This window comes from Pedococcus ginsenosidimutans (genome assembly GCF_039544395.1).
Lineage (GTDB): Bacteria > Actinomycetota > Actinomycetes > Actinomycetales > Dermatophilaceae > Pedococcus > Pedococcus ginsenosidimutans.
Genome location: NZ_BAABLO010000011.1, coordinates 335,290 through 354,679 on the forward strand (window position 1 = coordinate 335,290; position 19,390 = coordinate 354,679).

Annotated in this window: 18 protein-coding genes; 9 read left to right on the top strand and 9 right to left on the bottom strand. The window is 73.5% G+C overall.

Annotated elements, in window-relative coordinates; translation table 11 throughout:
- Window positions 1-7: 7 nt before the first annotated feature.
- Window positions 8-1,492 carry a cryptochrome/photolyase family protein gene (locus tag ABEA42_RS12535; protein ID WP_345503748.1) on the bottom strand — a complete coding sequence of 495 codons (1,485 nt, stop codon included), beginning with the start codon at window positions 1,490-1,492 and terminating at the stop codon, window positions 8-10.
- A gap of 200 nt (window positions 1,493-1,692) precedes the next feature.
- Between ABEA42_RS12535 and ABEA42_RS12540 the strand changes: the two genes are divergently transcribed.
- On the top strand, window positions 1,693-2,076 hold the full coding sequence (locus ABEA42_RS12540) for a DUF2867 domain-containing protein (RefSeq protein WP_345504460.1): 384 nt from the start codon (window positions 1,693-1,695) through the stop codon (window positions 2,074-2,076).
- A 10-nt stretch (window positions 2,077-2,086) separates the two neighbouring features.
- On the opposite strand, the gene ABEA42_RS12545 is transcribed toward ABEA42_RS12540, so the two are convergent.
- From ABEA42_RS12545 to ABEA42_RS12555, 3 genes are all read right to left on the bottom strand, one after another.
- Window positions 2,087-2,488 carry a DUF6855 family protein gene (locus ABEA42_RS12545; RefSeq protein WP_345503749.1) on the bottom strand — a complete coding sequence of 134 codons (402 nt, stop codon included), beginning with the start codon at window positions 2,486-2,488 and terminating at the stop codon, window positions 2,087-2,089.
- Window positions 2,489-2,566: 78 nt separating this feature from the next.
- Window positions 2,567-3,058: a hypothetical protein gene (locus ABEA42_RS12550; RefSeq protein ID WP_345503750.1), complete on the bottom strand. Its 492-nt coding sequence runs from the start codon at window positions 3,056-3,058 to the stop codon at window positions 2,567-2,569.
- Window positions 3,055-4,122, bottom strand: coding sequence for a GNAT family N-acetyltransferase (locus tag ABEA42_RS12555; protein WP_345503751.1), 1,068 nt, complete (start codon window positions 4,120-4,122; stop codon window positions 3,055-3,057). The genes ABEA42_RS12550 and ABEA42_RS12555 overlap by 4 nt, the downstream gene beginning before the upstream one ends.
- Window positions 4,123-4,212: 90 nt before the next feature.
- On the opposite strand from ABEA42_RS12555, the gene ABEA42_RS12560 reads away from it, so the two are divergent.
- Complete coding sequence (locus ABEA42_RS12560) at window positions 4,213-5,202, top strand: malate dehydrogenase (protein WP_345503752.1); 990 nt, start codon at window positions 4,213-4,215, stop codon at window positions 5,200-5,202.
- 112 nt (window positions 5,203-5,314) lie between these two features.
- On the opposite strand, the gene ABEA42_RS12565 is transcribed toward ABEA42_RS12560, so the two are convergent.
- The 5 genes from ABEA42_RS12565 to ABEA42_RS12585 are packed head-to-tail and all read right to left on the bottom strand — an operon-like array spanning window position 5,315 to window position 10,223.
- Window positions 5,315-5,584, bottom strand: coding sequence for a DUF3017 domain-containing protein (locus tag ABEA42_RS12565; RefSeq protein ID WP_345503753.1), 270 nt, complete (start codon window positions 5,582-5,584; stop codon window positions 5,315-5,317).
- 4 nt (window positions 5,585-5,588) lie between these two features.
- On the bottom strand, window positions 5,589-6,446 hold the full coding sequence (locus ABEA42_RS12570; RefSeq protein ID WP_345503754.1) for a bifunctional methylenetetrahydrofolate dehydrogenase/methenyltetrahydrofolate cyclohydrolase: 858 nt from the start codon (window positions 6,444-6,446) through the stop codon (window positions 5,589-5,591).
- A 32-nt stretch (window positions 6,447-6,478) separates the two neighbouring features.
- Window positions 6,479-7,888: a YlbE family protein gene (locus tag ABEA42_RS12575; RefSeq protein ID WP_345503755.1), complete on the bottom strand. Its 1,410-nt coding sequence runs from the start codon at window positions 7,886-7,888 to the stop codon at window positions 6,479-6,481.
- A complete protein-coding gene (locus tag ABEA42_RS12580; protein ID WP_345503757.1) occupies window positions 7,885-9,450 on the bottom strand; it encodes an FdrA family protein in 1,566 nt (521 codons plus the stop codon). Before ABEA42_RS12580 ends, ABEA42_RS12575 begins: the two co-directional genes overlap by 4 nt.
- Window positions 9,447-10,223 (bottom strand): oxamate carbamoyltransferase subunit AllH family protein, encoded by a 777-nt coding sequence (locus tag ABEA42_RS12585; protein ID WP_345503758.1) that lies wholly within the window; start codon window positions 10,221-10,223, stop codon window positions 9,447-9,449. Before ABEA42_RS12585 ends, ABEA42_RS12580 begins: the two co-directional genes overlap by 4 nt.
- 152 nt (window positions 10,224-10,375) lie before the next feature.
- On the opposite strand from ABEA42_RS12585, the gene ABEA42_RS12590 reads away from it, so the two are divergent.
- The 7 genes from ABEA42_RS12590 to ABEA42_RS12620 all read left to right on the top strand — a co-directional run bounded on the left by ABEA42_RS12590 (window position 10,376) and on the right by ABEA42_RS12620 (window position 19,390).
- Window positions 10,376-12,199 (top strand): PucR family transcriptional regulator, encoded by a 1,824-nt coding sequence (locus ABEA42_RS12590; protein WP_345503760.1) that lies wholly within the window; start codon window positions 10,376-10,378, stop codon window positions 12,197-12,199.
- Between the two features lie 109 nt (window positions 12,200-12,308).
- Window positions 12,309-13,862 carry a uracil-xanthine permease family protein gene (locus ABEA42_RS12595; RefSeq protein WP_345503761.1) on the top strand — a complete coding sequence of 518 codons (1,554 nt, stop codon included), beginning with the start codon at window positions 12,309-12,311 and terminating at the stop codon, window positions 13,860-13,862.
- 84 nt (window positions 13,863-13,946) lie between these two features.
- Window positions 13,947-14,834, top strand: coding sequence for an FAD binding domain-containing protein (locus tag ABEA42_RS12600; RefSeq protein WP_345503762.1), 888 nt, complete (start codon window positions 13,947-13,949; stop codon window positions 14,832-14,834).
- A complete protein-coding gene (locus ABEA42_RS12605; RefSeq protein ID WP_345503764.1) occupies window positions 14,831-15,382 on the top strand; it encodes a (2Fe-2S)-binding protein in 552 nt (183 codons plus the stop codon). The genes ABEA42_RS12600 and ABEA42_RS12605 overlap by 4 nt, the downstream gene beginning before the upstream one ends.
- On the top strand, window positions 15,379-17,835 hold the full coding sequence (cutA, locus tag ABEA42_RS12610; protein ID WP_345503766.1) for an aerobic carbon-monoxide dehydrogenase large subunit: 2,457 nt from the start codon (window positions 15,379-15,381) through the stop codon (window positions 17,833-17,835). The genes ABEA42_RS12605 and cutA overlap by 4 nt, the downstream gene beginning before the upstream one ends.
- A complete protein-coding gene (locus tag ABEA42_RS12615; protein ID WP_345503768.1) occupies window positions 17,835-18,494 on the top strand; it encodes an SRPBCC family protein in 660 nt (219 codons plus the stop codon). Before cutA ends, ABEA42_RS12615 begins: the two co-directional genes overlap by 1 nt.
- Entirely contained in the window at window positions 18,494-19,390 is an 897-nt protein-coding gene (locus ABEA42_RS12620) for a carbon-nitrogen hydrolase family protein (RefSeq protein WP_345503770.1), read from the top strand. Before ABEA42_RS12615 ends, ABEA42_RS12620 begins: the two co-directional genes overlap by 1 nt.

Here is a 19,390-nt window from a genome sequence, read left to right on the forward strand (position 1 = left end):
GAACGGGTCAGGGGGCAGCTGCTCCCCTGGCCCGTTCCTGCTCCACCGCCGCGTCGAGGTCGGCGAGGCGGTGGCGCTGCTGGAGCGGACGCGCCATGCGTGGGTTGCCCTCGAGGCGGTCGGCGGTGCGGTCGAGGTAGGCCCAGTAGCCGGCGGTGAAGGGGCAGGCGTCCTCGCCGACACGGACCGTCGGGCGGTAGCGGCAGCCGCCGCAGTAGTCCGACATCTTGTTGATGTAGGCGCCCCCCGACACGTAGGGCTTGGTCGTCATCGCGCCCCCGTCGGCGTACTGGCTCATGCCGACGACGTTGGCCGGCATGACCCAGTCGTACCCGTCGACGAACCTGGTCTGGAACCACTCGGTGAGCGCGTCGGGGTCGTAGCCACGCTCGGCGGCCCAGTTGCCCAGCACCATCAGGCGCGGGATGTGGTGGACCCAGCCCCGGTCGCGAACCCCCGCGAGGACGTCCGACAGGCAGGCCGCCTCCACGGCGTCCGCGTCGAGGTCGTCGAACCACTGCGGCAGCGGCTCGCGCGCCCCGAGCCCGTTGCGGCTGCGGTAGGCCGGACCGAAGTGCCAGTAGAGGTGCCAGACGTACTCACGCCAGCCGACCACCTGGCGCACGAACCCCTCGACGGAGGCCAGCGGTGCGTCCCCGTCGTGGAACGCTCGCACCGCGCGCTCCGCGACCTCGACCGGGTCGAGCAGGCCGAGGTTGAGCGGCACCGAGAGCAGGCTGTGGGCCATCGCCCAGTCGCCGCGCAGCATGGCGTCCTCGTGCGGCCCGAACGCCCCCAGCCGGTGGGTGACGAACCGGTCGAGGGCGGCGAGCGCCTCCCGCCGGGTGACCGCGAACAGGCGCGGCCCGTCGCGGCCGACGGTCTCCAGGCCCTCGTCGCGCTCCCAGCGGTCGAGGTCGGCCCTCACCTGCGCGTCGACGTCGTCCTCGCGTGGGCGGTACGGCGCGGGCACGTCGAGGTGGTCAGCCCCCTTGGGCGGGGGCTCGCGGTTGTCCTCGTCGAAGGACCAGCGACCACCCACCGGGTGCCCGTCACCCTCGACGAGCAGGCCGAGCCGCTGGCGCTGGAAGCGGTAGAAGTCCTCCATGCGAAGGCGCCTGCGGTCGCCGGCCCAGTGCTGGAAGTCGTTGCGGGACAGCGAGAACCCCGGTGTCGGGTCGACCGCCTCGACCCGACCGTTCTCGAGCTGGCGGGACACGAAGTCGGCCGCGGAGCGCGAGGTCGGCTCGTACACGCGCACCGGCTCCCCGAGCTCGCGCAGCGCCTCGCCGTAGGTGTCGGTGCGCAGCAGCACCGCGGAGTCGCCGAGCTCAGCGGCCCGGTGCCTCAGCGCGGACAGGACGAGGTGCAGCTTCTGGCGGTGGTAGCGGCGGCGACCCAGCGCCCTGCGGCTCTCGACGAGCAGCACACCGTCACGGCCGACGTCGAAGTGCGGCCCGAGCTGGTCGGCGAACAGCCACCGCCGGGTCATGGGGCAGCCACCCTTCCCGGAGCCACGCGTCCCTGAGCCACCCGCCCCAGTCTGGGTCACCCGGCCCGGCACAGCGACTCGGGCGGACCCGCGCGGGCCCACCTACGGTGGGTGGATGGACACGGTCATCGGCGGCACCCGCAGCTCGCACGTCGACGCCCCACCCGAGGTGGTGTGGGACGTGGTCAGCTCGGTGGGTGGTGACACCGGCTGGTTCACCCCCGAGGTGGTGTGGCGGGCCCGCTGCGGCGTGGACCGGCTGCTCGGCGGCCCGGGGCGCCCGGCGCCAGCGCCCCGACCGGCCCCTGCGGGTCGGCGACCGCGTGGACTTCTGGACGGTCACCGGTCTCGAGGCCGGGCGCAGGCTGGTCCTGTCACCGGACACCCGGCTGCCGGGCCACATGGACCTCGAGCTGGAGGTCCACCCCGAGGGCGACGGGTCGCGGCTGGTGCTGCGCCACGGCTTCACCCCGGACGGGCCGGCGGGCCGGCTCTACGGTGAGGCGACGCGGCTCGGCGACGTCGCGCTGTACGCGTGGATGCACCGCAAGCTCGTCCTCGCCGCACAGGCACGCACCGCCTGACCCCACTGCGTCAGAGCGCGCGCATCCGGTTGTTCCGGGGCTGGTGCTCGACCTCGGCCAGGCCCAGCGCCTCGAGCAGCGGCGGGAGGTACATCCCGACGCGACCGCGGTACCCCTTGCGCAGGCCGTACCACCCGCCGACGGGGTTGTCCGCGGACCGGCCCCACGCCTCGACCGTCCCCTCCTTGGCGGGCTTCTGCTCGTCGGCGGACCCGAGTGGCACCCAGTCGCCCTGCTCACGGAGCCAGGCGTGCAGGTCCTCGACGACGCGGGCGTCGTACAGCAGCCGGGTCGACCCGACCTGGCAGACCAGCTGCGGCGGGTCGGTGTCGTCGTCGCGGTACATCGTGTAGTCCCCGGTGCCCGGCGGGGTCCTGAGCTCCCACGGGTCGTCCTTGGTTCCGCTGCCCATCACACCCGCCCGTCCGTGGAAGCCGTCAGGACAGTTCTACTCCCCCCTCTCCTGCCGGGACAGGCGGTTCGGTCGGCGTCAGCCGCGCGACTCGACGCGACAACCCAGGGCACGCAGGATCCCAGGCCAGCTGCGTCGCAGCGGCCCACCTGACCGAAGCGACGCCGCGGCGTCGGCCGCCTCCCCCAGCGCCGCCAGCCCGGCGAGCGCGTCGACGAGGCCGTCGGCACCCCCGCCACCGGACATCCCGCCGGCGAGGCCGGGGACTGGCATCCCTGCACCCTTGAGCTGCTCGACCTGCTTGGAGGTGAAGTTGGGCGACCAGTTGGCCCCCTGGCGCTGCAGCGCGTGGCGCCGCCCACCGTGCGTCAGGTGCATGAGCCCGAACCGGCTGAAGCGTGCCGACACCTCGGGGCCCGGGGCGTCGAGCTGCACGCGCTCCTTGTGGTCGACGATCCGCAGCCTGCCGTCGGCGACGGTGAGGACCACCGGCCGCAGCACCAGGTAGTTGCGGTAGCGCGGGCGCAGGTAGAAGCCCTGCGTGACGGCGATGTCCCCCGGGTCGCTCATGCGCCCAACCTGGGGGAGGTGGTGGCAGCCGACCCCCCGGGCCGCTCGCCACCGAGGTCGAGCTTGAGGCCCTCGTGCGACATGGCGAACCCGAGTCGCTCGACGTAGAACCGCTGTGCGTCACTGCGCCGCTTGTCCGTCGTGAGCTGCACGATGGCGCACCCGCGGCGCCTGGACTCCTCGATGCCCCAGCGCAGCATGGCCTCGCCGAGACCGTGCCCGCGCAGCGACGGTGCCACCCTGACGGCCTCCACCTGGCTGCGCAGCGCCCCGCCGCGGGAGAGCCCGGGCAGGAACGTGAGCTGCATCGTCCCGGCCACCGCCCCGTCGGCCTCGAGCACCAGGAGCAGGTGCGCCGGGTCGGCGTCGACGTCCTCGAACGCGTCGAGGTAGGGCGCGAGCTCGCGCCCCTGCTCGCGGCCCGAGCCGAGGACGTCGTCGGCGAGCAGCTGGACGATGGCGGGCACGTCGGTGCGCACCGCGCGCCGCAGGACGACGTCACGGTCGCCGGCGGGGAGTCGGGTCAACGCTTCGGGCCGCGTGGGACGGGCCGCACCGGGGACGGCCGGGCCTCGGTCGAAGCCTGCCGGGGCGCCCTCGAACCAGGTCGCGCCCTCGTGCGCGAGCGCCCGCTCGAGCCGCCGGTGCGAGGTCTCCGCGAGCGGCTCGGGGAGCGCGTCGACGGCGAACCAGCCCACCTCCAGCGACTCGTCGTCGTTGACCCTCGCCTCGCCCGACACGTGGCGCGCCAGGAAGCACAGGTCGAGGTACTGCGCGCGGTCGCCGTTGGGGTAGCCCTGCTCGGGCATCGTCTCCACCGCGACCAGGGCCTCGATGCGCACGACGACCCCGGTCTCCTCCTCGACCTCACGGACGAGGCCCGCGGCCGGCTGCTCGCCCGGTTCGAGGATGCCGCTGACCACGGCCCACTCCCCGGTGTCGGCGCGACGACCCAGCAGCACCTCGCCGCGGTCGTTGCGGACCACGGCGGAGGCGCCGGTCAGCCAGAGCAGGTCGGTGCCGACCTTCTCGCGCAGGGCCAGGATGAAGTCAGGGGTGGGCATGGGTCCGACCCTAACCACCGGGAACCGCTGCGCTGCACCCCTGCTAGCGTCGGGACAGCTGTCCCACCCCACCGACGTGAAGGGCCCACCGTGAGCACTACCCCCGTCAAGGTCGCCGTCACCGGCGCCGCCGGCCAGATCGGCTACAGCCTCCTCTTCCGCATCGCGAGCGGGTCGCTCTTCGGCCCGGACGTCCCCGTGGAGCTCCGTCTCCTCGAGATCACCCCGGCGCTCAAGGCGCTCGAGGGCGTCGTCATGGAGCTCGACGACTGCGCGTTCCCGACCCTGGCCAAGGTCGAGATCGGCGACGACGCCGAGAAGGTCTTCGACGGCGTCAACCACGCCCTGCTCGTCGGGGCCCGCCCCCGCGGCCCGGGCATGGAGCGCGGCGACCTGCTCGAGGCCAACGGCGGCATCTTCGCCCCGCAGGGCAAGGCCCTCAACAAGGTCGCGGCCGACGACATCCAGGTCACCGTGACGGGCAACCCCGCCAACACCAACGCGCTCATCGCCATGAGCAACGCGCCCGACATCCCGCGCGAGCGGTTCGCGGCGCTGACGCGTCTCGACCACAACCGCGCCATCTCCCAGCTCGCCGCCAAGCTCGGCGTGCCGGTCACCGAGATCCGCAAGATGACGATCTGGGGCAACCACTCCGCGACGCAGTACCCCGACCTGTTCCACGCCGAGGTCTCCGGGAAGAACGCCGCCGAGACCGTGGGCGACCAGGAGTGGCTGGCCGGCACGTTCATCCCGACCGTCGCCAAGCGCGGCGCGGCGATCATCGAGGCGCGCGGCGCCTCGTCGGCCGCCTCGGCTGCCAGCGCCACCGTCGACCACGCCCGTGACTGGGCGCTCGGCACCCCCGACGGTGACTGGGTGTCGATGTCGGTCTGCTCCGACGGCTCGTACGGCGTGCCGGAGGGCCTGATCTCCTCCTTCCCCGTCACGGTCAAGGACCGCCAGTGGTCCATCGTCCAGGGCCTGGAGATCGACGACTTCTCCCGCGGCAAGATCGACGCGTCCGTGAAGGAGCTCGAGGAGGAGCGCGACGCGGTCAAGGGTCTCGGCCTCATCTGAGGGGCGCCCCACCCCTCCACGCAGACGGCCGGTCCCGGGTCACCCGGGACCGGCCGTCGCGCGTCCGACGTCCTGCGTCCTGCGTCGCGCGTCCGGAGTCACGTGTCCGGCGTCAGCGGCGCGGGGTGAGGTCCAGGCTGTAGGTGATCACGGCCAGGACGAGGCCGAACATGCCCATGGTGAAGACGTCCACCAACCGTGACCGGACGACCAGGCCCCCGCTCAGGGCGTTCGGCAGGACGAGGCGCAGCACCGCCGCGAGTCCGAGCCCTGCCGCCATCGTGAACCCGGCGAACCGCACGTGGCCGAGCCAGAACGCCACGACCCCGACGAACAGCACCGGGGCGGCGACCCACCACCAGCCCAGGCGCGGAGCGGTCACGGCGTCAGGCCGTGGCCGCGGCGAGCTGCCGTTCGGCGGCGACGACGATGTTGGTGAGCAGCAGGGCCCGGGTCATCGGACCCACCCCGCCGGGGTTGGGGCTGACCCAGCCCGCGACCTCGGCGACGTCCGGGGCCACGTCGCCGGCGATCTTGCCGTCGACCCGGCTGACGCCCACGTCGAGCACCGCGGCACCCGGCTTGACCATGTCCTTGGTGACGATGCCGGGCACACCCGCGGCGGCGATGACGATGTCGGCGCGGCGCACCTCGGCCCCGAGGTCCTTGGTGCCGGTGTGGCACAGCGTGACCGTGGCGTTCTCGCTCTTGCGGGTGAGGATGAGCCCGAGCGGACGGCCGACGGTGAGGCCGCGGCCGATGACGACGACGTTGGCGCCGTTGATCTGCACGTCGTGGCGGCGCAGCAGCTCGATGCAGCCCATCGGCGTGCACGGCAGGGGCGCCGGCTTGCCCAGCGCGAGCCACCCGAGGTTGGTCGGGTGCAGGCCGTCGACGTCCTTGTCCGGGGACACCCGCGACAGCAGCGCCATCTCGTCGAGACCGGTGGGCTGCTGGACCAGGAAGCCGGTGCAGGCCGGGTCGGCGTTGAGCTCGTCGATGATGGCCTCGACCTCGGCCTGGGTGGCGGTCGCCGGCAGGTCGCGGCGGATGCTCGTCACGCCGATCTCGGCGCAGTCCTTGTGCTTGGCGTTGACGTACCAGTGGCTGCCCGGGTCGTCACCCACGAGCACCGTGCCGAGCCCGGGGACGACCCCGTGCTCGCGCAGCGCGTCGACCCTGCCGCGCAGCTCCCCCTTGATCGTCGCGAGGACTGCCTTGCCGTCGAGGATGCGCGCTGTCACGGTCCCGTATCCTGCCACGCCCCCACGGCGCGTCAGGCCCCCGCCTGCTCCGCGAGCGCCTCGAGGGCGGCGGTGAAGCACTGTGCCGGGGGGTTCACCAGCCCCGCCCCGACCTGCCCCGTGCCGGCCACCCGCCCCGCCATACCGGTGTTGATCTGCGGGAGGATGCCGGTCCGGACCACCGCGGCGACGTCGATGCCGGTGGGTGTGCCCCGGAACTCGAGGATGGGCACCTGGTACGCGGTGTGCTCACCGACGGTGATCTCGTACATCGTGCGCGTGGCCCGCAGGGCGAAGGGGACGTCCCCGCCCACGAACTTCACGATGGCCGGGGCCGCCGCCATGGCGAAGCCTCCGATGCCTGCCGTCTCGGTGATGGCGCTGTCGCCGATGTCGGGGTTGGCGTCGCCAGGACCATAGGAGCCGAGGAAGAGGCCCTCGGGGGTGTTGGCCGGCCCGGTGAACCAGCGGTCGCCGGTGCCTGCCGTCCGGATGCCGAAGTCGGTGCCGTTGCGGGCCATGGTCGTCACCACGGTCGAGCCCGGGATCCCCTCGGCCGCCATGGTCGACAGCTTGCAGGCAGGCATCCCGAGGTTGAGGAAGAAGTGCTCGTTGGCCCCCGAGAACCGCACGGCCTCGGCGATGTCGCTCGACGAGCCGTCGGCGGTGACCAGGGTCGGCAGCAGCTCGCGCAGCAGCATGAGCGAGCCGGCACGGTTGCGGTTGTGGCCCTCGTCGCCCATCTGCAGCATCTGGGCGACGACTGCCTTGATGTCCACCGGCCCCCGCGCCCGCACGGCCTGCTGGAGGAGCGGGCCGAGCACCGTGTTCATCCAGTGCAGCCGGTCGATGACCTCGGGGCCGTAGGCGCCGTAGCGCAGCACCTTGCCCAGGCCCTCGTTGAGCGAGCACCAGGAGGTGTGGTCGTGGACCTCGTCGCGCAGCTCGTAGACCCACATCGACGGCGAGACGACCCCGGCCATCGGGCCCACGGCGTCGCGGTGGTGGCACGGCTCCAGGGTGATGCCGTCGCCGCGCGCGAGCGCCGACTCGGCCTCGTCCGGCGTGTCCGCCATCCCCTCGAACAGCATCGCCCCGACGAGCGCGCCCCTCATCGGGCCCGAGGCGCGCTCCCAGTCCAGCGGTGGGCCGGCGTGCAGGAACGTGCCTCGCTCCAGGCCCAAGGCCTCGCTCGCCGGGCGGACGTCGACGAGGTCCGCCCCGGCCGCGGTCATGCGTTGCAGCGCAAGGGCGTTCGCGTCTGCCCTTCTCCGGTCGGCCAGCACCCGCGTCAGGGCCGGCAGGGACACCTCTGGCGGCGGGCGCCAGTCGACCTCGCTGACGACGACCGCCTGATCCCTGAGCGCCTCGGCGAACATCCCGGCCCCGGCCGTGGCGACCACGGGGTCCTGACCGAGCAGCCCGCGCAACGGGTTCGTCATGGCTGCCCCTCGTCGCTGCCGGGCCGCCGACCGGGGCGGGGCGACAGGAGATCCACTGCGGCCCGCGTCGCGGCGGCGTTGGAGAGGTGGACGACGGCCCCGGCCGCCGCGAGCGCCTCGGCGGTGCGCTCCAGCCCCTGCGGGTCGCCGCGGGTGCCGGTGAGCGACACCACGACCGGCAGGTCACGGCCCGCGGCAGCAGCCGTGGCCCTGGCCCCGGCCACCGCGGAGGCGAGCTCGGGGCCCGGGTCGGCGTGCGCGCCGTACCCCAGCACGAGGTCGAGCAGGAGCACCCCGCACGACGGGTCCGTGGCCTCGGTGGCGATGCGTTCGAGGCGCAGCGTGGGGTCGATCATCGGGTGGGCGCGGCCACGGGTCAGGGCGTCGTCGCCGAAGTCGACGACGACGTGGTCCTTCGCGGTGAGGTCCGTCCCCAGGGCGAGCTGCGGTGAGAGCGGGATGTTGGACCGTATGCCGCCCAGCGCCGGTGAGGCGATCAGCATCGCCTCGTCGGCCAGCGTGCCCCCGCAGAACAACCCGCGCAGGTGGCGGTCGCCCGGGCCTGTGCCCGGCTCTCCCGTGGCGTCCACCGCCGCGGCCGGCGTCCAGCGAGGCCACGCCGGGACCTCGTGGCCCGTCGCCCGGAGCAGCGCCTCGACCGCCGCCGTGAGGTCGGGGCTGCCCGGCCCCAGCGTGGCCCAGTGGACGGGCGTACCCAGCTGCGCGGCGTACGCCTCGAGGTCGGCGAGGACCTCCGGCGCCGGCGGTTTCGAGACGACGAGGATGCGCTCGGTGGCGGGGTCGGCGTCCAGGGCGGCCAGCGCCTGGCGCGTCGACCGGCCCGCGACGGCCGCGGACAGGTCGCGCCCGCCGACGCCGAGGCAGTGGCTGGTGCCGACCCCGGCCGCGTCGAGCAGCGCCATGACCTGCTGCGCCCCCGTGCCCGAGGCGGCCACGATGCCCACCGGCCCACGGTCGACGACGTTCGCGAACCCGAGGGCCACCCCGGCGACCACGGCGGTCCCGCAGTCGGGACCCATGACGAGGACGTCGCGAGCAGCAGCGGCGTCCTTGAGCCGCACCTCGTCCTCGACCGGGACGTTGTCGGAGAACACCATCACGCTCACGCCGCGGTCCACGGCGTCGAACGCCTCGACGGCGGCACACCGGCCCGGCACCGAGACGAGGGCGAGGTCGGCCCCGGCGACCGCGACGGCCCGTCCCAGGGTGCGTGGCGGGACCGCCTGCCCGGTGGCGCCCTCAGCGGCGCCGCCGGTCCCCCGGCCTCCCGGGCGCAAGGCGGCGAAGGCGGCCTCCACCGCAGCCAGCCCTGCACGCAGGTGCTCCTCGTCGTCGGCACGCACGGCGACGACGAGGTCGTTGGGTGCGGCGTGCCCGGGCACCGCGAAACCCATGCCCGTGAGCACCTCGACGTTGAGGTCGGTGGCCATCGCGACCTGGGCGGCCCGCACGCCGGGGGTGGCGGCGACCTGGCGGGAGACCTGCATCAGGCCGACCGAGTCAACGTAGACGCCTGAGCGCAGCTCGACGTGGTCGCTCATGCGTGCGCCCCCGCGAGGGCGGGTCGGACCGCTCCGGTGGAGTGGTGCGCGCGAGGAGCCGGGGGTTCGGCGAGCGCCGAGAGCGCGCCGGCCAGGCCCGCGAGCAGGTCGGCGCCGGACGAGTGCCCGATGCCGGCGACCTCCCGGACCGCCCGGCGCAGGACGGCCATCGAGTCCGGCCCGACCCCGGCGCCCGCGAGAACGGAGCCGAGGTGCACGACGGCCGGCACGGCGTACCCCTCGGCGGACTCGGCGAGCAGTGACGCGGAGAGGCTGGTGGTGGCGCCGAGGCGCGGTGCGACGGCTGCCCACACGGCCGTGACGGCGCGGGGCACCGGGCGCAGGCCGAGTTGCAGGCCGCACAGCACGTCGTCCCCGCTGGGCGTGAGGCCCTGCCCGCTGCCGACCATGCCGGCCACGGCGCCGGTCACGTCGTCACCGCGCAGGGCGGCGCGCGCGACCGCGAGAGCCCGCGCCCGCCACTGCGCGCTGGCCGACGCAGCCACCACCGGCAGCGAAGCCCCGGTCCCGGCGTTCACCGGGAACCGCACCGGCACCCAGGTCCGCACCACGCGCACCGTCGCGGTGGGCAGCACGACCTCGGCGGCACCGACGACGACGTGGTCCCCTGGCCGGACTCCCCACCCGTCCGTCGGGCCCTTCGAGCCGAGCACGAGGGAGCTCGGAAGGCGCAGGCCGGAGCCGGTCACCACCGGCAGCACCGACCCGTCGTCGCAGCGGAGGTAGAGCGCCTGCGGGAGGCTCGCGAGCACGGTCGCCCCTGCGCGCGGACCGGCCAGCGCGGGGGTGGCACGCGCCGAGGCGGCCGCCGGCCACGACGTCGCGCGCTGCGCCACAGGACCTCCGGGGCTCGGACTGGTGGGACCGACGGTGCGACGCTACCCAGTGCCGTTACAGTCCCCTCATGGTGAATGTTGCCAACGATCCGGCCGTCCGTGACGCGGAGTTGCCAGCCGCCCGGACGACCGCGGCGTCGCCGTCGCCGTCGGCTTCGTCGGCGGCAGCCTCGTCGCTCCCCACTCGCGAGCTGGTCGCCGGCCTCACCCTCGAACGCCTCCTCGAGCTGCCCTCCCTCGCGGGCGCCACCGTGCACGGCCCGTCCTCCGGGCCCGGTGGGGACGCCCCCCGGCCTCCCGGGCCCCCCGTCGTCACGCGGGCCTGCCTGGTCGACGACGCGTGGCTCCTCGCCCCACCCGGTGCCGCCGGCCACGCGGGGTACGCCTCCGGGGCCCGACGACGGGCCGGTCACCAGCTCCTCTGCGTGGACCCGCAGGCGGTGTCGCCGCGGCGGCTCCGCGAGCCCGGCGCCGCCGCGGCGCTCCACGACGCCGCCGCCGTCGTCGTCACGCGAGCAGGAGGCACCGACCCGTCGGCCTGGCTGGCGCTCGGCGAGCAGACGGGCACGCCCGTCCTGCTGGCCGGCGCCGCGACCGCCGAGCGCGTGGTCACCGAGGTGCTCGGCGCCCTGCTCGACCAGCAGGCAGCCATCCTCGAGCGCGTCGACGAAGCCCACCAGATCCTCGTCGGGGTCGTCCTCGCCGGAGGCGGGTTGCAGGACCTCTGCCAGCGGCTGGCGGGGTTCCTCGGTGGCGCGACCATGGTGACCACCACCGACGGGCGGGTCGTCACGAGCGCCGGCGCCGAGGCCGACCTCGCAGCCGCCATGGCGCTCGACTGCTTCGACCGCACCGGGCGGCTGATCACCGAGCACGAGCCGGTGGGCACCCGCGACCCCCGGGGCGGCACCGCGCGGCGCGCCCTCGTGCGGATCGTCGCCGGCCAGCTCGACCACGGGCTGCTGTGCGCGTTCGTCGTCGACCGCGACCTCACGGCCGACGACGTGCACCTGCTCGAGCGCGCCGCCACGGTCGCCGCCCTGGCCATCACCAAGGAGCAGGCCGTCTCAGCGGTGGAGGGCAAGTACCGCGCGGAGTTCCTGCGCGACGCCCTCTCCGGCCGCGCAGGCACCCCGGCCGACGCGGTCGCCCACGCCAGCGCCCTCGGCTGGGACATCGACCGGCGGCTCGTGGTCGTCGTCGCCGAGACCGACGAGGACGACAGCCGCACCACCCGGACGCCCGAGGAGGTGGCCTCGCTGCAGCAGCGGTTCGCGCGGGCGTGGATCCAGGCAGTCGGCGTGCGCGACCCCCTGGCGCCCGTCGTCGGGTTCAGCCAGGAGGTGGTCGCCCTCCACGCGGTCCCCGCCGACGCCGACACCGAGGCCGTCATGCGCGCGGTGGGCGACGTCGTACGGGTCGTGCGCGGCGACGGCGGCGGAGGTCGCCGCACGTTCTCGACCGGCGTCTCGCGCCCCATCGACTCCGTGGCCGACCTGCCCGCCGCCTACGAGGAGGCGCTCAGCGCGGTCAGCGTCGGCCGGCAGCTCCACGGCGCCTCGGCCCTGACCCACTTCGACGGGCTGGGCATCTTCCGGCTGTTGTCCCTGATCCCCGACAGCGCCGACCTGCGCCGGTTCGTCGAGGAGTCCCTCGGCCCGCTCGCCTCGGACGACGTCCCCGAGCACGCCGACCTGCGCCAGACGCTCAGCGTGCTCATCGACACCAACATGAACGTCGCGGAGACCGCCCGGATCCTGTTCTTCCACTACAACACGCTGCGCTACCGCATCGCCAAGCTCGAGCGCATGCTCGGCCCGTTCACCTCCGACCCGCAGCTGCGGCTCAAGCTGGCCCTGGCCCTCAAGGTCCACCAGATGCGCGGCATCTGATAGCAACTATTGCCCAACGCAGGACCCACCCCGCCCGCTAGTTTGCGCGTATCCCCGGCAGACGGGGCCCGAAGGGTTCGCCGCGGCGCGACGGTTTAAAGGAGTCCTCATGGCACTGGGCTGGAAGCTGCACGGCGACGGCAACCTCGCCGGACCGGACGACGTCGTCGCCCCGGACGAACGCCTCGGCTGGGGCAAGACGGTCGGGCTCGGAGCCCAGCACGTCGTGGCGATGTTCGGTGCCACCTTCGTCTTCCCCATCGTGATGGGCCTCAACCCCCAGCTCGCGATCATGATGAGCGGCATCGCCACGATCCTCTTCCTGCTGATCGTCTCCGGGCGGGTGCCGAGCTACCTGGGCACCTCGGCGTCGTTCGTCGGCGGTGTCGCCGCGATCCGCGCGCAGGGCGGCGACTCCAAGGAGGTCACCGGCGCCATCCTCGTCGCGGGCCTCGTGCTCGCCGTCGTCGGCCTGCTCATCCACTTCCTCGGCTCCGGCCTGCTGCACAAGGTGCTGCCCGCCTCCGTGACGGGCGCGGTCGTCATGCTGATCGGGTTCAACCTGGCCCCCGTCGTCGCCGGCATCTACTGGCCGCAGGACCAGTGGGTGGCCCTGCTCGTCATGGTGTTCACGATCGTGTGCGCGGTCGCCTTCCGTGGGTTCGCCGGGCGCATCGCGGTGTTCCTGGCCCTCATCTTCGGCACGATTCTCTCGTGGGTCCTCGACAAGACCGCGGGCCAGCTCACCAGCGTGCTCCCCGGCCAGAACCTCGTCGACGCCGCCGGCAAGGCGTGCAAGGCCGCCGGCACGTACTGCGTGGCCGCCCCGTTCGAGCACTACCGCACGGGCTTCGACGCGGTCAGGAAGGCGGCGTGGTTCGGCTTCCCGTCGCAGACGACCATCGCCGCCGACGGCAAGGAGGTCGTCGGCTGGCACACCCCGTCCTTCTCGATGGCCGCGATCCTGCTCGTGCTGCCGGCCGTCATCGCGCTCATCGCCGAGAACACCGGGCACGTCAAGGCCGTCGCCGAGATGACCGGGCACGACCTCGACCCCTACATGGGCCGGGCCATCGCCGCGGACGGCATCGGCACCGCGCTGGCCTCGTCGGTGGGCGGCTCGCCGACCACGACCTACGCCGAGAACATCGGGGTCATGGCCGCCACCCGGGTCTACTCGACCGCGGCCTACTACGTCGCGGCCCTGGTGGCGATCCTGTTCGGTCTCTCCCCCAAGTTCGGGGCGCTCGTCGCCTCAGTGCCCGGCGGCGTCCTCGGCGGGATCACCGTCGTCCTCTACGGCATGATCGGCCTGCTCGGCGCCAAGATCTGGAAGGAGAACGGGGTCGACTTCGGCAACCCCATCAACCTGGTCCCGCTCGCGGCCGGCATCATCATGGGGATCGGCAACGTCTCCATCAAGTTCACCGACAACTTCTCGCTGAGCGGCATCGCCCTCGGCACCATCGTCGCCGTCGGCGGCTACCACCTGGCCAAGGCAGTGGCCCCCCGAGAGCTCCGCGACCGCGCCAACCGTCCGGGCGGCGCCGGCATCGTGCTCGGCCGTGACACCTACGGCGAGAGCGACGTCGACGACCTCTACCAGGCCGGCGACCCCGAGCGTCCCTCGTCCCCGGAGGGCACCCGCGGCGGCCGCCCCTGACCCCGGCACCACGGGTGCGCCCCCGACACGACGTCGGGGGCGCACCCCCTTTCCCCCTCCTCCCCGAGCAGGCAGGATCAGCCCGTGAAGCCAGCACCGTTCGTGCACCACGCGCCTCGCACGGTCGAGGAGGCCGTCGAGGTGCTCGGGCAGGTCGGTCACGACGGCAAGGTCCTCGCGGGCGGGCAGAGCCTCATCCCCATCCTCAACATGCGGCTCGCGTCGCCTGCGCACCTGGTGGACATCAACGGCGTCGCCGGGCTCGACGAGGTGACCGTGGCCGACGCCGCGGTCCGCGTCGGAGCGCTCGTCCGGCACTCCTGGCTCGAGCTGGACGACGCCGCCCACGCCGCGTCACCGCTGCTGCGCCAGGTCGTACGGCACGTGGCCCACCCGGTGATCCGCAACCGTGGCACCACCGTGGGCTCCATCGCCCACGCCGACCCGGCCGGGGAGATGCCGGCGGTGCTCGCCCTGACCGGGGGCGTCGTGGAGGTGTCAGGCCCCCACGGTGCCCGCGAGATCGCCTGCGACGACTTCTTCCTCGGCCCCCTCGAGACCTCGCTGGCGCCCGACGAGCTGGTCGTCGCCGTCCGCTTCCCCCTCCTGGCCGCGCACACGGGGACCGCCTTCGCCGAGCGCGCTCGCCGCCACGGTGACTACGCGCTGGCCGGTGTGGCCGCCGCCGTGACCGTCGAGGACGGCCTCGTGACGTCGGCACGGCTGTCCTTCGTGTCGGTCACGGACGTACCCGGTGTCCTCGACGTGACCGAGGCGGTCCGCGGCCGGGAGCCCGACGACGTCGACTGGTCGGCCTGCGACGACCTGCTCCGCGGACACCTCGCGCCGGAGGACGACATCCACGCGACGGCCGAGTACCGGGCGATGCTGGCGACGCGCCTCGCGCACCTCACGCTCGCCGAGGCCGCCCACGACTCGCTCACGTCCAGCGCAGGAGGGTCCGCCGCATGAGCGACCCGGTGCCCGAGGAGCTGCTCGACGTCACCGTCACCGTCAACGGCGTCCCCCGGCACGCCCGGGTGCCCGCACGCAGGCTGCTGTCCGACTTCCTGCGCCACGACCTCGGGCTGACCGGCACCCACGTCGGCTGTGAGCACGGGGTCTGCGGTGCCTGCACGGTGCTCGCCGACGGCGCCCCCGTGCGGGCCTGCCTGATGTTCGCCGTGACCGCGCAGGCCCACGCCATCACGACCGTCGAGGGCCTTGGCACGATCGAGGCGATGGGCCCGGTGCAGCAGGCGTTCACCGAGTGCCACGGCCTGCAGTGCGGGTTCTGCACCCCCGGCTTCCTCACGACGGTCACGGCGTACCTCGAGGACCATCCCCACCCGACGGCGGACGAGGCGCGCGAGGCGATCTCCGGCAACCTGTGCCGCTGCACCGGCTACCAGAACATCGTGAAGTCGGTCCTGCGCGCGGCGGAGCTCAGGGCGGAGGCCGCCGCCGACGCGAGCAGCACCGCGGCACGCGCCGTACCGGGCGACGGGGGCGGGTCGTGACCACCCAGATGTTCGGCGCCCCGATCCGCCGTCGCGAGGACCCGCGCCTGGTGACCGGGGGCGGTCGCTACCTCGACGACCTCGGGCGGGGGGCCCTGGCCGCCGCCTTCGTCCGCAGCCCCCACGCCCACGCCAGGGTCGTCGACGTCGACGTCACCGACGCCCTCGACGTCGAGGGGCTCGTCGCGATCTACACCCACGAGGACCTGCCCGGCCGGGTGGGCGAGCCGCTGCCGCTGCTGATCCCCCACCCGGCACTCACCCACGGCCGCACGCAGTACGCCCTGGCCAGGGACGAGGTCAACCACGTCGGCGAGCCCGTGGTCATGGTCGTGGCCCGCGACCGCTACCTCGCCGAGGACGCCTGCGCCAGGATCCGCGTCGACTACGAGCCGCTGCCACCGGTGGTCGGGATCGAGGCGGCCCGCGCCGCCGAGCTGCTCGTCCACGAGGACGTGCCCGGCAACGTCGCCGCCCACATGCTGCAGGAGGTCGGTGACGTCGAGGCCGCCCTCGCCGCCGCACCCCACGTCCTCGACCTCGACCTGGCCATCGAGCGCAGTGCCTGCATGCCGTTGGAGGGCAAGGGCGTCTACGCACGCTGGGACGCCGATCGCGACGAGCTGCGCATCTACTCCTCCACCCAGACCTCCACCGGCGTGCGCGCGGCCGTCGCCGCAAAGCTCGATATGCCGCTGGCGAAGGTGGAATGCATCGCGCCCGACGTGGGCGGCGGCTTCGGGGTGAAGATCAACCACCCCTGGCCCGAGGAGGTGCTCGTCCCCTGGGTCGCCAAGACGCTCGGGGTGGAGGTGAAGTGGGTCGAGGACCGCCGCGAGCACTTCATCTCCTCGGCGCACGAACGCGGGCAGCTCCAGCAGGTGCGCGTCGGCTTCGACGACGACGGACGGCTCCTCGCGCTCGACGTGAGGTTCTGGCACGACAACGGTGCCTACACGCCGTACGGGATCATCGTCCCGATCATCACCTCCACCCAGCTGCTCGGCCCCTACAAGCCGGGGGCGTACCGCTGCGAGTTCTGGTCGCTCTACACCAACACCGTCCTCGTCACGCCGTATCGCGGCGCGGGGCGACCCCAGGGGTGCTTCGCCATGGAGCGCACCATGGACGCCATCGCCGACGAGCTCGGGCTCGACCGCGCCGAGGTGCGCTCGCGCAACTTCATCCTCCCCGCCGACATGCCCTACGACCACGGGCTGCTGTTCCAGGACGGTCGGCCGCTGAAGTACGACTCCGGCGACTTCCCCGCGTCGCTGGACAAGCTCAAGGCCCTGGTGGGTTGGGACGACTTCGCGCATTACCGCGACCGTGCCCGTGCCGAGGGACGTTCCGTGGGGATCGGTATCGGGTGCTACGTCGAGGGCACCGGCGTCGGCCCCTACGAGGGAGGACACGTCCAGGTCGAGACCAGCGGCCGGGTCAACGTCTCGACCGGCCTGACCTCACAGGGCCAGGGCCACGAGACGGCGTTCGCCCAGGTGGTCGCGCAGGAGCTCGGGGTGCCGATCGAGGACGTGTTCGTCACGACCGGCGACACCCGGCGGATGCCCTACGCGGTCGGCACCTTCGCGTCACGGGCGGCGGTGATGAGCGGCAACGCCATCGCGCTGGCGGCCCGGCAGGTGCGGGCCAAGGCGCTGCGGATCGCCGCCGACGCCCTGGAGGTGGCGGCCGACGACCTCGAGATCGTCGACGCCATCATCCGCGTCAAGGGCGCCCCCGACACGTCCATGTCGCTGGGCACCGTGTCGGTGATGAGCAACCCGCTGCGCTACGCATTCGACGAGGCGGCCAAGGCTGCCACCCAGTTCGCCGGCAGCAACGACCCGGACAGGCCGCCGGTCGCCGACGACGACGAGCCGGGGCTCGAGGGCCGCGACTTCTACTCCCCCACCCAGGCGACGTTCGCCAACGGCATGCACGCAGCGGTCGTCGAGACCGACCCGGTGACGGCGGAGATCCGCATCCTGCGCTACTGCGTGGTCCACGACTGCGGGCCGATGATCAACCCGATGATCGTCGAGGGCCAGGTCCACGGCGGCGTCGCCCAGGGTGTCGGCGGCGCGCTCTACGAACGCATGGTCTACGACGAGTCGGGGCAGCTCCTCAACGCCTCGTTCATGGACTTCCTCATGCCCTACGCCTCCGAGGTCCCGCACATCGAGACCGACCACCTCGAGACGCCGTCGCCGCTGAACCCGTTGGGTATCAAGGGCGCCGGTGAGGCCGGCTGCATCCCGGTGAGCGCCGTCATCGCCTCGGCGATCTCCGACGCCGAGGGTTTCGCCATCACCTCGATGCCCATCTCACCGGTCGAGCTGTGGGAGCTGCGCCGGCGCCACGCGGCCGGTGGGCTCCCCTCGCTGCGCGACCGCGCGCCACACCCCTCCGGATCCCCCGCGCAGACCGACGACACGACGACGAGGACCTGATGAAGATCTCCGGCACGGCCGCCCTGACCTCGACGCCCGAACAGGTGTGGGACGCCTTCCACGACCCGGCCGTCCTCGCCCGGTGCCTGCCCGGGTGCGAGTCCCTCACCCAGGTCGGGCCGGACGAGTACGCCATGACGGTCACGGCCGGGGTCGCCGCCATCAAGGGCACCTACGACGGCAAGGTCGCCCTGCAGGACCCACGACCGCCCGGCCAGTTCACGATGAAGGCCGCGGGCGCCGGCGCGCCCGGCACGGTGGACGCGGAGGTCGTCGTCCGCCTCACCCCGGCCGCCTCCGGCGGCACCGACCTGACATACGACGCCGACGCGGCGGTGGGCGGTGTCATCGGCGGGGTCGGCCAGCGGATGCTGGCGGGCGCCACGCGCAAGATGGCCGCGCAGTTCTTCGCCTCCGTCGACGCCGACATCGCCGGGGTGCGCCCCGTACCCATCGAGTCCCCGGTGCTCACCCGCGCACCCGGCGCCCCCGCCGGGGCCCCCGTCTACGCCGGGGTGGCGGCGACCCCCGCCGCCGAGCTGGGCAGGACCGGCGCCGCACGCCGCGCGGACCGCAGCTGGGCGTACGGCGTGCTGACCGGTGGGGCGGTGGCGCTCGCCGGGGTTATCGTCGGGTGGAACCTAGGGAGGCGACGCTGATGCGCGCATTCACCGCCGCGGCCGTGCAGCTGGCACCGGTCCCCGGGCCCCTGTCGCCCGAGGTCGTCCGCAAGAACCTCGACAAGTGCGTCGACCTCACCCGCCGCTGCGTCGACGCGACCGGCGCCGAGCTGGTCGTGCTGCCCGAGACTGCGACCACGGGGTTCACGCCCGACTGCTCCACCGAGGAGCTCTGGGACCTCGTCTCCGAGATCCCCGGCCCCGTCACCGAACCAGTGCAGCAGGTCGCCCGGGACCTCGGAGTCCACGTCTGCCTCGGCACCTACGAGCGTGGCCGGGAGCGCGGCACGGTCTACAACGCCTCGGTGCTCATCGACCCTGAAGGCGAGGTCGTCGGTGTCTACCGCAAGACCCACCCGTTCTGCACCGAGCACGTCGACGGCGGCGGCTGGGTGACTCCCGGCGACACCGTGACCGTGGTCGACACCGCGCTCGGGCGGATCGGCATGATCATCTGCTTCGACGGCGACTACCCCGAGCTGTCGAGGATCCAGGCGGTGCAGGGTGCCGAGGTCATCCTGCGGCCGTCGGCCCTGCTGCGCTCCGCCGACATCTGGGAGCTCACCTCCAGGGCACGGGCCTACGACAACCACGTGTTCGTCGTCGGCGCCAACGCCACCGGCGTCGACGCCGCCGGGGTCCTCTACTTCGGCAACTCCCACATCGTCACGCCCGTCGGCCACATCGTCGCCAAGGCGGCCTCCCACGAGGGCTGGGTCTCGGCACGGTTGGACCCCGCGACCGCGCTGGCGTCACTGACCCCGGGATCCAACATCGGGCAGGGTTTCGACCACCTGCGCGACCGCAACCTCGACCTCATCCGCAACCACCGCGACGACCTCGAACGCCCCGCACAGACGTCGTTCCCCCACTGA